The sequence below is a fragment of the Kitasatospora sp. NPDC056731 genome (genome assembly GCF_040687675.1).
In the GTDB taxonomy this organism is placed as follows: Bacteria; Actinomycetota; Actinomycetes; order Streptomycetales; family Streptomycetaceae; genus Kitasatospora.
Genome location: NZ_JBFBNR010000002.1, coordinates 384998 through 399445 on the forward strand (window position 1 = coordinate 384998; position 14448 = coordinate 399445).

Annotated in this window: 8 protein-coding genes; 3 read left to right on the plus strand and 5 right to left on the minus strand. The window is 71.5% G+C overall.

What is annotated here, in order from left to right:
* The first annotated feature begins 388 nt into the window (after positions 1-388).
* Positions 389-6337, plus strand: coding sequence for a glycosyl hydrolase family 18 protein (locus AB0R04_RS03940; protein ID WP_363367937.1), 5949 nt, complete (start codon positions 389-391; stop codon positions 6335-6337).
* Positions 6338-6646: 309 nt separating this feature from the next.
* Here AB0R04_RS03940 and AB0R04_RS03945 read toward each other — a convergent pair whose 3' ends face one another.
* On the minus strand, positions 6647-7018 hold the full coding sequence (locus AB0R04_RS03945) for a hypothetical protein (protein ID WP_363367939.1): 372 nt from the start codon (positions 7016-7018) through the stop codon (positions 6647-6649).
* A gap of 760 nt (positions 7019-7778) precedes the next feature.
* Between AB0R04_RS03945 and AB0R04_RS03950 the strand changes: the two genes are divergently transcribed.
* The gene (locus tag AB0R04_RS03950) at positions 7779-8762 is read left to right on the plus strand and encodes a hypothetical protein (RefSeq protein WP_363367941.1); all 984 of its coding nucleotides are present in this window, start codon (positions 7779-7781) and stop codon (positions 8760-8762) included.
* A 212-nt stretch (positions 8763-8974) separates the two neighbouring features.
* The gene (locus tag AB0R04_RS03955; protein ID WP_363367943.1) at positions 8975-9343 is read left to right on the plus strand and encodes a hypothetical protein; all 369 of its coding nucleotides are present in this window, start codon (positions 8975-8977) and stop codon (positions 9341-9343) included.
* Positions 9344-9616: 273 nt separating this feature from the next.
* Here the strand turns inward: AB0R04_RS03955 and AB0R04_RS03960 are convergent, their stop codons facing one another.
* The 4 genes from AB0R04_RS03960 to AB0R04_RS03975 form a co-directional block, all read right to left on the minus strand.
* Complete coding sequence (locus AB0R04_RS03960; protein WP_363367945.1) at positions 9617-11095, minus strand: cytosine permease; 1479 nt, start codon at positions 11093-11095, stop codon at positions 9617-9619.
* 383 nt (positions 11096-11478) lie between these two features.
* On the minus strand, positions 11479-12300 hold the full coding sequence (locus AB0R04_RS03965; RefSeq protein ID WP_363367947.1) for a hypothetical protein: 822 nt from the start codon (positions 12298-12300) through the stop codon (positions 11479-11481).
* On the minus strand, positions 12297-12929 hold the full coding sequence (locus tag AB0R04_RS03970) for an RNA polymerase sigma factor (RefSeq protein ID WP_363367948.1): 633 nt from the start codon (positions 12927-12929) through the stop codon (positions 12297-12299). The genes AB0R04_RS03965 and AB0R04_RS03970 overlap by 4 nt, the downstream gene beginning before the upstream one ends.
* Before the next feature lie 278 nt (positions 12930-13207).
* Positions 13208-14437 carry an FAD-dependent monooxygenase gene (locus tag AB0R04_RS03975; protein ID WP_363367950.1) on the minus strand — a complete coding sequence of 410 codons (1230 nt, stop codon included), beginning with the start codon at positions 14435-14437 and terminating at the stop codon, positions 13208-13210.
* Between the last annotated feature and the right edge of the window lie 11 nt (positions 14438-14448).

Sequence of the window (14448 nt, forward strand, 5' to 3'; positions counted from 1 at the left end):
CGTCTGCAGCGGCGAGGCGCCCGAACGCTCGCAGGACTGCGTAGACAGCGCATCAACACACCGTCGACCCCGGCGTCCCAGGCGGCGGAGGGCGTGTCCAGGCCCGCGCCGACGCCACGGGCCCTCCGGGCTCGCACACGGCCTCCGGCGTCAACACAAGCGTTGATCAAATATCAATTCCTGCTTCGTAAAGTCTCGACTTCCCTGTGCCGTCAACGGAAGGAAAGACGTGGAGCACACGTCAATGCGAGGCAGTCACCCCCCGAGCGGGATTCCACGATGTCGACCGACCATCTGGCGTCGAGTCGCCGCGGCACTCGTCCTCACCCTGACCGTGGGCCTGTTGCAGGCCCTCGCGGTCACGCAGGGGGCGCCCGCCGTCGCCGCCATGGATTCCTATAAGGCGGCCACGTTCAACATGAAGAACGAGAACCGCTGGGACGGCAGTTGGAAGGGCGGGGGTGGGAATCTGGAGGCCGACCTCCTGAACACCACTGACGCACCCCAGGTCATGGCGCTCCAGGAGTTGGGCAGCACCGTTCCCTGCCCCGCCAACCCCCAACAGTTCGTCACCCTGGGCCGTGACCTGCAGGGCGTCAACACCGACGTCAAGACGCAATGGACGGTGACCAAGTGTGAGAAGCCGTTCACCGAGGCGACGAACTACGACCTGATCTTCCTCGCCACTCGGAACGGGAACGCCACCAGGAACCTCGGTTTCGTGGTCGACCGCGGCCTGCCGATCCCGTTCGACGTCAACAACGTTCATGTCATCGGCCAGGCCCTCAACGATCAGAACAACGAGGTCCCGGGTAACCCCAAGCCCATGCTCGGCATCAGGCTTCCCGACGGCACGTGGTTCTACAGCGTGCACGGGGCGAACACCTCCAACGACCGTAACGACACCGGCAATCGCATCGCCGCGGCCAGGGAGGACGCGAGCCCCGACAGTTGGACCGTGCTCGGTGACTTCAACAGGACCGCGACGTCGTGGACGCCCGCCGACCTGGGCGGGGCACACGTCGTGCATTCCGACGGGGAGACGTACCCGGCCCCGCGCCCTGACCCCGATGACGGCAAGGGAAAGAACCTGGACTACGCGATCAGCAGTTCCCTGCTCCCGGACGAGTACCAGGCCTATCGTCTGAACACCCCCTACTCCGATCACCACGCGGTGTTGTTCGAGCGCGACTGCGCCCCTGCGCAGCCTGTTGCCCGTTCCACCGCCGCACGCGGCAAGGCCTGCAGCAGGAAGCAACCGGCCATCGTGTCCATGGGGGACAGCTACATCTCCGGCGAGGGCGGCCGCTGGGCGGGCAACGCCCTGACGAAGGAGGAGGGGGACGTCTGGGGAACGGACCGGCGCGACCGCTGCCGGTCCAAGGCGGACGGTACGAAGGAGGATTGCGTCTACGACGCGACGTCCTACGCCAACGGCGGCAACAAGTGCGACCGCTCCGACGTGGCACCCATCAAGGGGACGGAGTTCGAGGGCATTCCCGTCGAGCGGCGGTTCAACATCGCCTGCTCGGGCGCGAAGACGGAGGACATCCTCTCGGCGTCGCGCAACAACGAGAAGCCGCAGATCCAGCAGTTGGCCGACCTCGCCCGCACCTATGACGTCCGGATGGTCGTGGTGTCCATCGGCGGCAACGACCTGGATTTCAGCGGGATCGTCTCGGACTGCGCGCAGGCCTACTACCGCTGGGTGGAGATCTGCTCCTCTCCCAACAAGGCGGCCAAGGTCGATCGCAAGGTCGATGCCGTGAAGGCGGACATCGTCAAGACGCTCGCCGCGATCCGCACCACCATGAGGGAGGCCGGCCAGTCGGGCTACCAGTTGGTGCTCCAGTCCTACCCCAACCCGATTCCGGCGGCGGAGAACTTCCGCTACCCGTTCGGCGTGGTCAGCGACGCGCGCTTCCGCGAGGGCGGCTGTCCGTTCGCCGACCCCGACGCGGACTGGGCCCACAACACGCTGGTGCCGAAGATCAGCGACATGCTGCGCCAGGCCGCGGGGAGCGCCGGCGCGAAGTTCCTGGACGTCCAGAACGCCTTCGCCGGGCACGAGCTGTGCGCGAAGAGCGCGGAGCAGGCGACGGCAGCGAACAACAGCGCAAGCCCGTTGCCGGCCTCGAAGGCCGAGTGGGTCCGCTGGGTCCCGTACCTTCCGAAGACGGGGTGGATCACGCCCAGTGCGCAGGGTGACATCCAGGAGGCCATCCACCCCAACGCCTTCGGGCAGCGGGCCCTGTCGCAGTGCCTGACCGAGTTCGGGAAGGCGGCGTCCGATCTGTTCATCTACCACTGCGCCGCTTCCGGCGACGGCGTGAAGGTCACTCCCGACGCCTCCGCGGTGCGCGAGGGCGTGGTCCGACTGCGCAACGCCCGGACGGGGGAGGTGCTGGACACCGAGACCGACAAGTTCGACGACTACCTCGTCACCCGCCCGGACAGCGGGAAGGCCAGCCAGCGGTGGCTGCTCCACAACGTGGGTTCGCAGATCTCGTTGCAGTCGGTGCAGCACGACGGGCGCTACCTGGACCGCTACAACAACTGGACCAACATCGGCCCCAAGGAGACCGGCTGGTACGTGTCGAAGGCGGCCGACGGCCGGGTCGCGCTGTCCATCGGCGAGAACAGCAGGTGTCTCACGCAGGACCCGGGGAACCGCTCCAGGGACCTCAACTGGGTCAGCAACGACTTCTGCGCCAAGGGTGTCCAGGAGACCCAGTACTGGAACATCGAGTACCCCGGCGACGTGGTCATCACCCCCCGCGACCCGGCCTCCGGCACGGACCCGCGCGAGGGCCAGCAGGTGGAGCTGCGTTCGGCCACCGGCATGGCCGTGGACCTCAGCGGCAGCAGCACCGCCGCCGGTACGAGCGTCCAGGCGTACGAGCCCAACGGCAGCGGCGCCCAGCGGTGGGTGATGCGCTCGCTCGGCGCCGGGAACTGGCGCATCGCCGCGTCGGCGAAGCCCGACATGGTCGTCGACCACGATCCCGGGCCACACACCACCCACCTCATCCAGGCCCAGGAGGGCAACGCCAACCAGGTGTGGCAGCCCAAGGGCACCGGCACCGGCTGGTACACCCTGGTCAGCGGTGCCGACGGCGGCTGTCTGACCGCCGGCGCCGGGGGCGCCGCGCTCGCGGTGACGGCCTGTGACGCGAACAACCAGGCCCAGCGGTGGAAGTTCCGGGAGAGCGGGACGGGCACGCAGGTGGGCACGATCCGCGGGTTGGGCGGCAAGTGCGTCGAGCCGCGCGGCGGCAGCCGGGACGACCGGACCCCGATCCGGCTCGCGGACTGCGCCGGCTCCGACGGCCAGGCGTGGACGGTCGCGGCCGACGGCACGCTGCAGGCCCTGGCCAAGTGCCTGGACGTCGACGCCGGGCGCGCCGACAACGGGACGGCCGTCCAGCTGTACGCGTGCAACGGCTCCGCCGCCCAGAAGTGGATCTACTCGGCGCGCCAGGAGCTGCGGAACCCGAACTCGGGCAAGTGCCTGGACGTCCCCGGCTCGGACACCGGCCGGCCGCTGCAGATCTACGACTGCAACCGGTCCGACGCCCAGAAGTGGCAGCTGTCCGCCCGCCCGGTGGGCCAGCCCGACGGCGGTGACGCGGGCGACCCGTTCGACGCCTCCCCGGACGGTCGCGGCACCAAGCCGGCCGCCTCGGGGGACTGCCGCCCCGAGGGCATGACGCCCACCCAGGGCGTGGCGGCGCGGTACTGCGACGTGTACGACGGCGCGGGCCGCGAGTGGGTCGGCAACGACCGCAGCCGGCGCGTGGTGGGCTACTTCACCGGGTGGCGAGCGGGCGTGAACGGCGACCCGAAGTACCTGGCGTCGAACATCCCCTGGTCGAAGGTGACGCACGTCAACTACGCGTTCGCCGACGTCAAGGACAACCGGATCAGCATCGGCGACCCGAACGACCCGGCCAACCCGGCGACCGGCCTGAGCTGGCCGGGCGAGAAGAACGCCATGGATCCGTCCCTCCCGTACAAGGGCCACTTCAACCTGCTGAACACGTACAAGAAGCAGCACCCGGCGGTGAAGACGCTGATCTCGGTCGGCGGCTGGGCGGGCACCCGGAACTTCTACGCGATGACCACCAACGCCGACGGCTCGGTGAACCAGCCGGGCATCGACGCGTTCGCCGACTCCGTCAGCGCCTTCCTGGACCAGTACGGGTTCAACGGCGTCGACATCGACTACGAGTACCCGACGGCGCTGCCCAACACCGGCAACCCGCTGGACTGGGACGTCTCCAACCCGCGCCGCAAGGGCCTCCAGCAGGGCTACAACGCGCTGATGAAGACGCTGCGGGAGAAGCTGGACCGGTCGGGCGCGGACAAGGGCCGCTACTACCTGCTGACGTCGGCCGGCTCCTCCTCCGGCTACCTGGTGCGCGGGCTGGACGCCGGGCAGGCGCTCCAGTACCAGGACTACGTCAACGTCATGACCTACGACCTGCACGGCTCCTGGAACAAGTTCGTCGGCCCGCAGGCCCCGCTCTACGACGACGGGAAGGACAACGAACTGGCCGACGCCGGGATCTACAACGACCAGGCGCCCAACACGAAGGACTTCCAGAAGGAGGGCTACTTCAACACCGACTGGGCCTACCACTACTACCGCGGCGCCCTGCCGGCCGGCCGGATCAACCTTGGCGTCCCGTACTACTCCCGCGGCTGGCGCGACGTTCAGGGCGGCACCGACGGGCTCTGGGGCACGGCCGCGATGGCGGACCAGGCGCAGTGCCCGCTGGGCACCGGCGGGCGCGGGCCCGCCAACGCGCAGTCCTGCGGGCGGGGCGCGGTCGGCATCGACAACCTCTGGCACGACCTGGAGAACGACCGGGAGGTCGGCGCCGGGTCGAACCCGCTGTGGCACACCAAGAACCTCCAGGACGGCCGCACCCCCGGCTACCTGAGGTCCTACGGCGTCGACACCGGCCTGCCGACCGGGCAGCTGACGGGCACCTACGCGCCGAAGTACTCGGACGCGCTCCAGTCGCCCTGGCTGTGGAACGACGCCAAGAAGGTGTTCCTCTCCACCGAGAACGAGAAGTCGATCGACGCCAAGGCCCGCTACATCGTCGACAAGGGCATCGGCGGCGCGATGATCTGGGAGCTCGCCGGCGACTACGCCCAGCGCCAGGGCGGGGAATGGGGCATGGGCTACGACCTGACCACCCGCCTCGACAACGCCTTCAAGGGCGCCGGCGCCGCCGGCAGCACCAAGGCGGGCGGCCGGCCGCAGCCGGCCGAGGTGATCGACGTGAAGGCCGAACTGGTGGACTTCCCCACCGGGGAGAACGACTTCTACCCCGTCCAGCCGAAGCTGCGGATCACCAACAACTCCGGCGTCACCCTCGCCCAGGGCACCGAGATCGCCCTAGACCTGCCCACCTCGATGCCGCCGATCGTCAAGGACAACGACTACAAGGAGATGAAGGGCCTCGTGCCCGGCCACACCGGCCCCAACACGGGCGGCCTCAAGGGGGACTTCCACCGGCTCACCCTCACCCTCGGCTACTGCGAGGACCTGGCGCCGGGCAAGTCCCGGGACATCGACCTGAAGTACTACCTGCCGGTCACCGGGCCGTCCAACGTGACGTTCAAGATCGGCGGACGGGAGTACGGCTCGACCGGGGACCAACGCCGCGACGTGCGGACGGTGGCCCCGCCCGCCCCCGCGGCCGGCAGCTCCTGCCAGGCCCCGGACTGGAAGCAGGGCCAGGTCTACCGGCCCGACGGCGGCCGGCTGTGGCGGATGTACGACAAGGGCGACAAGGGCTGGATGTTCGAGTACGGCGACAGCCAGACCGGGAAGCCCATGATGATCGACAACAACCCCGACCAGTCCCGCGCGCACCTCGTGGAGCTGAACGACCAGAACCCCAACCAGTACTGGCGGATCCAGGACGCGGGCGGCGGCCTGTACACCGTCTCCGGCGGCGGCAGGTGCCTGACCGCCACCGCCTCCCGGCAGGACATCGCCTCGCTCGCGTGCAACGGACGCAACGAGCAGAAGTGGCGGCTCGTCCCGATCGCCGACAACGGCAGTGAGGGGGCGCCCGGCGGGCCGAAGCACAACGGCCTGTTCAAGCTCCGCTCCGCGAGCGGCAGCGACATCGAGGTCGCCGGCGGAGCCACCGTCCGGGAGACCCACCTCCTCACCGGCGACCCGGCCGCCTCGACGGCCGCGTTCGTGAAGTACCAGGGCTACTACTGGTACGCCCAGTGGTACACCACCGCCACCCCCGGCACGGCGGAGGCCAACGGCGGCCGGCCGTGGAAGAAGCTGAGCCCGGCGCCGTAGTCCCGTCTCCAGGGACACAGCCGGCCGGGAGCCGGCCGGGAGCCGGCCGGGCACCGTGCTTTTGCCGGTGCCTGGCCGGCTCCTTCGTCGTCCAGGCCAGTCGGGCGCCGTGCCCGGTCGGGGACGGCCCCGGGAGACACCCGGTGCCGTCACCTCCGGAGTGCGTCCCACAACGACCGCAGCGGGGATCGGTGCAGGTATCGGTGCAGGGGCGAGGTCGGTTGGCGGTGAGCAAGTACCAGCCGGCGCGCGGCGCTCAGCCGCCCGTCGTGCCGCCGGGCAGCGGGATGACGGTGTCTGCGACGTGGATCATCGCGAGACGGTCCGGCCGGACTGGCTGCCGTTGTTGGTCGGGTACAGGTTCGCCCATGACAGGTTGCACGCGAACTGCCACCACGCGTTGTTCGTCCCGGCGTCGGCCACGTCGTTCCAGTTCCAGCTGTAGGTGTGGCCGCAGGTGTCCCCGGCGGTCAGGTAGAACCGCTCGTCGGTGCGGCCCGCGTTGACGTGCCACCCGACGGTCGGGCCGTTCGCGTACACCTGGTACCACGCGCCGTTGTTGCTGGTGGCGCTGTCGGAGCCGCTGTCGGAGGCGGACGCGGTGCCGACGGTTGCGACGCCCACGCCGACCATCGTTGAAGTGACGACGGCCAGGGCGGCGAGAGTCTTCCTGATGCGCATGCTGTGCTCCCTTGGTGGATGAGCGTGTCGGTGGCCCGCCCCCGGTGCGTGGACGTCATTGCGTGAAGTGGTGCAGCCGATCACGATGAGGGGGTGCGCCGGGGGCGCGTACCCATGCCGCTTCCACTCCCTGCCCGCACAGTGGGCCGCCATGCAACTCTCCTTGGTGAACGGCCAGTTCGGCGAGGGAGGTGCGGGGCGGCCCGGTCTCAGCATGACCTGCTCCGACTGCCGGAGTCACTACATTCGGCAGACGGACTCGAACTCGGCCGCAGTGGCGCGGCGCCTGCGCTGGTGAACCGGCTTGCCCGGCGGCCGGACGCGGGGTCGTGCCCGGACCGTCGTGGTCTGTCGGGGTCGGCTGCCCCGGTTTTTGGTTCCGGCGGTGGTGGTGGTGCGTCTTTCCGGGCACGCGTGTTCGCCGTGTCGGGTGACGGTGCTGGCGGATCGCGAGGGCAGGGCGGAGTTCTGGGGTTAATGAGGTGACCGGTCGGCCGGTGTGTGCCGTCGGTGTGCCGTTGTTTCGTCTCCGAGGGATCTGGAGGGTGTCATGGCTGGGTCGGACGCTGGGGCTGTGCGGTTGCGGCGGGTGGTCACGGGGGTTCCCGTGGTGTTGGGGTGCCTGGTGGGAAGTGGTGTGCCTCCCGCTGTGGCGGCCCCCCGGGACGGGGGATCCGTGGCCGCGGTCCGCGCGTCGGGTCAGCGGGCGTTCGCCACTCCCGGCGCCTACAGTTTCCCCGTGCCGGCGGGGGTGAGCGTCATGACCGTGTACGTCGTCGCCGGCGGTGGTGCCGGTGGTGCTGCCGGCGGCGGGGGAGGCGGTGGCGGGGGAGGTGGCGGTGGGAGCTACGTCCTGGGGCCCGCCGGCGGTGGCGGTGGTGGTGGCGGTGCGGGTGGCGGCGGCGGTGCGGGTGGTGGAGGGGGCGGTGGCGGCGGGTTCGTGTCCTGCACGCTCACCGTCAAGCCCGGAGAACGGCTCGTGATCCGTGTGGGCGAGCCCGGGACGCTGACCCGCGGGGGAGCCGGCGGCGCCGGAGGGTCCGGGGGAAGGGCCGACTCCCTCTTCTCCCCGGGCAGGGACGGTACCGCGGGCGCGGCGGGTACCAGCGACTTCTCCAACAACAGCGTCGGCGGGCAGCTGTCCACTGTCTACTCCCTGACCACCAAACAGATCGCCCAGTCGTTCGGCGGCTACCCGGGCGGCAAGGGCGCCGGCGGTGCGGGTGGTGGCGGGGGTGCCCGGGGCGAGAGGGCCGGCGGCTCCCAGGGCGGCGTCGGCGGGCTGGGAGCCGCCGGGGCCGCGGGCGGCAGCGGAGGCGGGGGCGCGGCAGGCGGCACGGCCGGCCGCTGCACAGGACTCAATTCCGTTCTGGCCGCCGGCAGCGGGGGAAGCGGAGGCCGGGACGGCCAGTCCAGCACCACCGCGAGCGCCGGCGGTACCGGTGTCGCCGGCCGCGTGGGCTCCGGCGGCCCGTCCACGAGCGGGGGAGGCGGCGGTACCGGCGGCCAGGGCGGCGCCCCCGGCCAGTCCACCGCGGTCCTGCCCGTCACCCTTCCCGCCGGCGTCGGCCAGGGTGGCTCCGGCCTCGACGGCGCGAGCGGCGCAGCCGGGGGCAAGGGAGGCCACGGAGGCGCTCCCGATCCCAGCCCCGGCAGCCAGGCCGGGAGCAGCGGCACCACCGGAGCGGCCCCCGTCACCGGCGGCCACAACGGCGGTCCCGGCTACGTTCTGCTCACCTGGTAGAAACCCGACGATCGTCTGACGCGGCACGAGCGGCTCCGGGCGGCGACCCTCGCCCACCCGTCCCGGGGGTCGCGACGCCCCAGCTCAAGGCGTGCGGCACCTGGACCGGACCTGGGTCGGTAGCCCCGGGCCCGGAGGCTCCGGGCGGACAGGCGGGCGAATCCACGGTAGCGTTTCGAGCACTTAGAGTGACTATGTGGAGAGGTGAAGCCATGAAGCCGATCAGCATGGGAGCCGCAGCGCTCGTCCTTGCCACCGGGACGGTGAGCGCCGTTCAGGCCCCGGCCCGTGCCGCCGACCCGGCCTACGCCTACACCTGCCCCACGGGCTACTACAGCGAGCAGTACACGAGTGAGGGCGTGTTCTTCGGCAGGGCCTGCATCCCGGACCCTGCCGGCTCCGGACCCCGCTACACCTTCCACGTCGCCTTGCTCACGGTAGGCCTCCTGAGTGGGGACCGTGAGTACATCGACGTCACCCTGAAATGCGACGAGTTGCAGTCCGCCGACCCTGATGTCATTGCGTCGCGCTGCGACTTCGTCGACGCCGACCTCACGCCCCGGGCGACGACGAAGGCGTAGGGCCGGCCGGGCATGAACTGGCCCGGGGAGCAGGGGCCGGTTGTTGCGGCGTAGCAGGAGCGAACCAGACCCCCGGGTGGGCGTTCGGGCCACGTCGGTGGGTGCGGGCGGTTCCTTCCAGCGCGTGCTGGTCGCCGTCGGCAGGGCTTGGCCGGCTTGTCGGCCGGTGCCTGGGTGTGGTGGCAGAACGGGACCGCCCGGTCGCCGGCTCGGGTGAGTCGGCGACCGGGCGGTCGGGGTGTGTCGGGTTGGGTGGTGGGCCGTGCCGCGGGGTCAGGCGGTGGCCCGTTCGGGCTGCTCCGCCCGGCGGTCGGCGGGCTGTGCGGTGGTGGCGGGGGTGTTCTCCCGGGGTGCGGGGAGTGCGGCCATGATCGCGGCGGAGATCACGATGGTCGCTGCCCAGGCGAGCCCGTACCTGCCGACGGGGGTGTCGGAGAGCGGGCCGGCGAACCAGTCGCACTTGGTGAAGGCGAGCCCCAGCAGCAGGGCGAGCACCCAGGACACCATGGCCTGCCAGCAGAAGCCGCCGGTGTACCAGTAGCGGCTGTTCCTGCTGGTGTCCATGAGCCCGGCGGCGTCGTAGCGCACCGCGCGTGAACGGCGCCGGAACATGTCCACCGCGTAGACGCCGATCCAGGCCGAGAAGGAGACGGCGAGCAGGATGAGGAAGGTGATGAAGGAGCCCAGGAAGCTCTTGGCGACCAGCATCAGCAGCAGGCCGCCGACCAGCGAGATCACGGCGTTGATGCTGACGGCCGTGGCGCGCGGCAGCTTGACGCCCATGGTCTGCGCGGTGAAGCCGGCCGAGTACATGGAGAGGCTGTTGATCAGCAGCATGCCCACGATCGCGGTCAGCAGGTAGGGCACGGCCAGCCAGGTCGGCAGCAGGTCGCCGAGGAAGGAGACCGGGTCGGCGGCCTGGGCGAGGCCGGGTGAGGCCACCGCCATCACGGCGCCCATGAGCACCATGGGCACCATCACCAGGCCGGCGCCGGAGACCGTCACGCCGACGATCTTCCTGCCGGAGGCGGAGTGCGGGAGGTAACGGGCGAAGTCCGGGCCGGTGGGGACCCAGCTGATGCCGCCGGCGGCGATGGTCCCGATGCCGGCGATCATCATCGCGGTGGTGCCCGCGGGCTTGGCGAAGACCTCGCTCCAGTGCATGGTGGCGACCAGGTAGCCCAGGACCAGCACGCTGAAGACGCCGAAGAGGTACGTCGACCAGGTGTTGCAGACGTTCAGCGCCTTGCGGCCCATGCCGGAGACCAGGAAGGTGCAGGCGACGAAGGCGAAGAGCGTGACGACGATCAGCGCGGTGTTGGCCTTGACGCCGAAGAGCAGGTCGAGGACGGTCAGCACGGCGTAGGCGCCGGTGACGGCGTTGATCGTCTCCCAGCCGAACCGGGCGATCCAGAGCACCGCGCCGGGGAAGAGGTTGCCGCGCACCCCGAAGGTGGCCCGCGAGAGGGTCGCGCCCGGCGCCCCGCCCCACTTGCCGGAGACCGACAGCACGCCGACCAGGCCGAACGAGATGAGCGCGGCGCACGCCGCGACGATCAGGACCTGCCAGAAGTTCAACTGGTTGAACACCACCAGGGCGGCGCCCATGGTGAGCAGCAGGACGCTGATGTTCGCGGCGACCCAGGTCGGGAAGAGCTCGCGGACTCTGCCCCCGCGCTCGTGGTCGGGGACGGGTTCGATGCCGCGGGTTTCTATCGCGCCGCCGGTGTCGGCGTTCGACGGGTTGTCCATGAGGGTGGCTCCGTGCGTGTGAAGCGGAGATAAATCGAACAAATAGGGCATTTATGGAACTCTTCGCGCGTAGCGCGGGAGTTGAGTCATCCTACTTTGTCCGCTTCGGTTCCCGGGCAGGGCCGGTACCGGAGGGGAGGACGTCACCCCCGCCCGCGGCCCCTCCGCAAACGCCTCAAACGCCGCGAACGCCGCAAACACTGCGAACGCCGCAAACGCCGCGAACGGCGGACGCGGCCCACGGCCAGGCCCGACGCGCTCGCGGCGTTCGCCGAGGAGGAGATCAGGGCCGGGATGCGCCGCCGGCCCGGGAGCGCGCAGGCCCGACCGGGCGCCGCCTGGTCCAGGCGCTCAGCGCGCACCCGGGAGGTCTCACCTGGGTCTCACCTGGTGAACAGCGAGCTGCCGCTGACGACGCGGGTGGTGCCGTCGGCGAGGGTGACGGTGACCGTGTCGGGGACGGCACGGTGTGACATCGTCCCGGGCCACCAGGCGGTCCAGCGGCCGTCCGCCACGGTGACCTGGAAGGTGCGTCCGGCGACCTGCATGGTGATCGCCTTCACGCCGGCCCCCACGGAGCCCTGCGCGTAGTTGAACATGGCGTCCCCGTCGCCGTGGGAGCCGCCCGTGTCGTACGTGACCGCATCGGCCGCCACGTTCTTCACCGGGTCGATCGCCTCCAGCAGGCCGCTGGTCTCCGAGGCGACGTAGCAGAGCATGGCCTTGCCGCCGCGGTTGACGACCATGGAGGCGACCTTGCCCCGTAGGTCCGCATTGGTGATCTTGACGGGTGCCCCGGCGCCCGGGCCGTCGGCCATCCGGTCCAGGCACCACTTCTCGGCGGTGGCGCCCGGGCCCGTCGAAGCGGCCAGCGGTGTCGGGACACCGGTCCAGCTGGCCAGTTCCGCAGAGCTCAGCGGCCCGCTGGCGCCGCCCCGCGAGGACTGCGTCACGGCCACGGCCACGACCGTACCCACGACGAGCGCACCGGCGAGGGTGACGGCCAGCCGCCGCCGAAAGCGCGGCCTGGCGGGGGCCGGGGCGGGGGTGGAGGTTGGGGCGGGGGTGTCGAGGTCGATCTGGCGCATCAGGCGCTCCCGGTGTAGGGCGTGGCGTCCTGCGGGGAGGTCGCGCTCGGCCGGCACGGGCACCTGCCCGAGCAGTTCCGCGCGCTCGACCGGCTCCGGCCGCTGTCCGGCGTTCACTGGTGTACCTCCTTCGTGGACGGGGCCGCACTCGCGGACCCACCCTGGATCTGGTTCCGGCCACGGCCGGGTTCCACTTTTTTCCGTTGCGCCCGGCGCTGGGCCGTCTCGGCGAGGCGGTGCAGCCGGGCCCGGGCCCGGGACAGGCGTGAGCGTACGGTGCCCACCGGTACGCCCAGGGCCTCGGCGGCCTCCTGGTAGTCCAGGCCCGCCCACACGCACAGGGCCAGCACTTCACGGTCCGGGCGGCGTAACCGCGCCAGCGACTGGTGCAGGACCGCGATCCGCGCCGCGTCGTCGATCCGCCCGGCCACCTCCTGCGCGAAGTCGGGAACGTCCTCGCGGGCCGGCGGGAGCTGCGCCAGTACCTGCCAGTGCCGCCGGGCGGCCCGGCGCTGGTTGCTGACCAGTTTCGTGGCGATGCCCAGCAGCCAGGGCCGCAGCGACCCGCCCTCCGCCTCGACCCGGTCGTGCCGGCGCCAGGCCTCCAGGAACGTCAACGACATCACGTCCTCCGCCGTCGACCAGTCCCCGGTGAGCCGGAACACGTGGTTGTACACCGCGCGCGCATACGTGTCGAAGAGCCGGCCGAACGCGTCCCGGTCGCCGGCCCGCACCCTCGCGCGCACATCTCGATCTGAAGAGTCCACGCCCCCTATCTGGTGCCCCGCCCGCGCGGGTTCCTATGACCTGCGTCACCCGCGGAACGCGCCTGGCCGCTCTACCGGCCCGCCCGGCCATCGATCGCTTGCACTGCGATCCCGCGCATCGGGTCGAAGGCCTCCGACGGATCGTCGTGGTCCCCGAACTCGCGGGCAAGACCGCCCCGCGCACTTCGCCCCGCATGCCGGCCGCCTCGGCCTCCAGCCCACCGGCTGGTCCCGGGCGAGTGGCGGACGATCCGTGCTCAGGCCGTTGCGTCGAGGGCCGGGGGCTGCCAGTTGTACGTCCGGGCGGAGCGGTTGAGCAGGGTGCGGGCCGGGAGGAGGCCGGCGAGGGTGAGGGCGGCATCGCGCAGGCGGGTGGCGGCGGGGGTGTGGAGGGCGACGAGGTCGCCGGTATGGCGGGAGCCGGTGACGATGGCGGTGGTGCGCGGGAGGCGTGCGGCGGTGTAGGCGGGGAGGGTGGTGGCCGGGTCCGCGCCGGGAGTCAGGGCCGAGGCGAGGACGACGGCGTCCTCGATGGCCTGGCAGGCGCCCTGGCCCTGGAAGGGGCACATGGCGTGGGCGGCGTCGCCGAGGAGGGCGACCCGGCCCTGGTGGTAGGCGGGCAGGGGGTCGGCGAGGTCCCAGACGTCGTGACGCAGGACACGCTCGGGTTCCGCGAGCGCGAGGAGTTGGGGCACGGGCGCGCACCAGGTGCCGAACCGGCGCAGGAGTTCGGCCTTCTCGTCGCCGTCGGCGGCGCGCGCGCCGGCCGGGGCGAGGGCGGCGCCGTACACGTAGACCCGGCCGTCGGCGAGCGGGACGACGCCGGCGAGCTGTCCGCGTCCCCAGACCTCGCCCACGGCATCAGGCCGGCGGGTGGGGGACACGACGGTGCGCCAGGTGGTGAAGCCGCTGTAGCGGGGGCCGGGGTGCTGCGGGAAGAGCAGCGCGCGGGTGGCGGAGCGGAGGCCGTCGGCGGCGACCACCAGGGCGGCGGGCCGCTCCCCGTCGGGGGTCCAGACGACGGCTGGTCCGGTGGTGCTTCCTGGGGTGCCTCCGGTGGCACTTCCGGGGGTGCCTCCGGTGGTGCTTCCGGGGGTGACGAGGGCGGCGGGCGAGTTGGTGCGGACAGCGCCGTCCGGAAGGGCGTCGACCAGGGCGGCGATGACGTCGGCGCGGGCGACGGCGGCGATCGTGTCGCCGAAGCAGGCCTCGAAGGTGGCGGTGTCGGTACGGGCGAGCCAGCGTCCGGAGGGGTGGCGCAGGCCGACGGCGGGATGGGGGGTGGCGAGGGCGCGCAGGCGTTCGCCGATGCCGAGCCGGTCGAGGGCGCGCAGGGCGTTGGGGGCGAGGGCGAGTCCGGCGCCGACGGGTTCGAGCGAGGCGGCGCGCTCGTGGACGGTCACGGGGATGCCCTGGCGGTGGAGGGCGAGGGCGGCGGAGAGTCCGCCGATGCCGCCGCCGATGACGATCGCCTGGTACGCGCCCATGAGTGAACTCC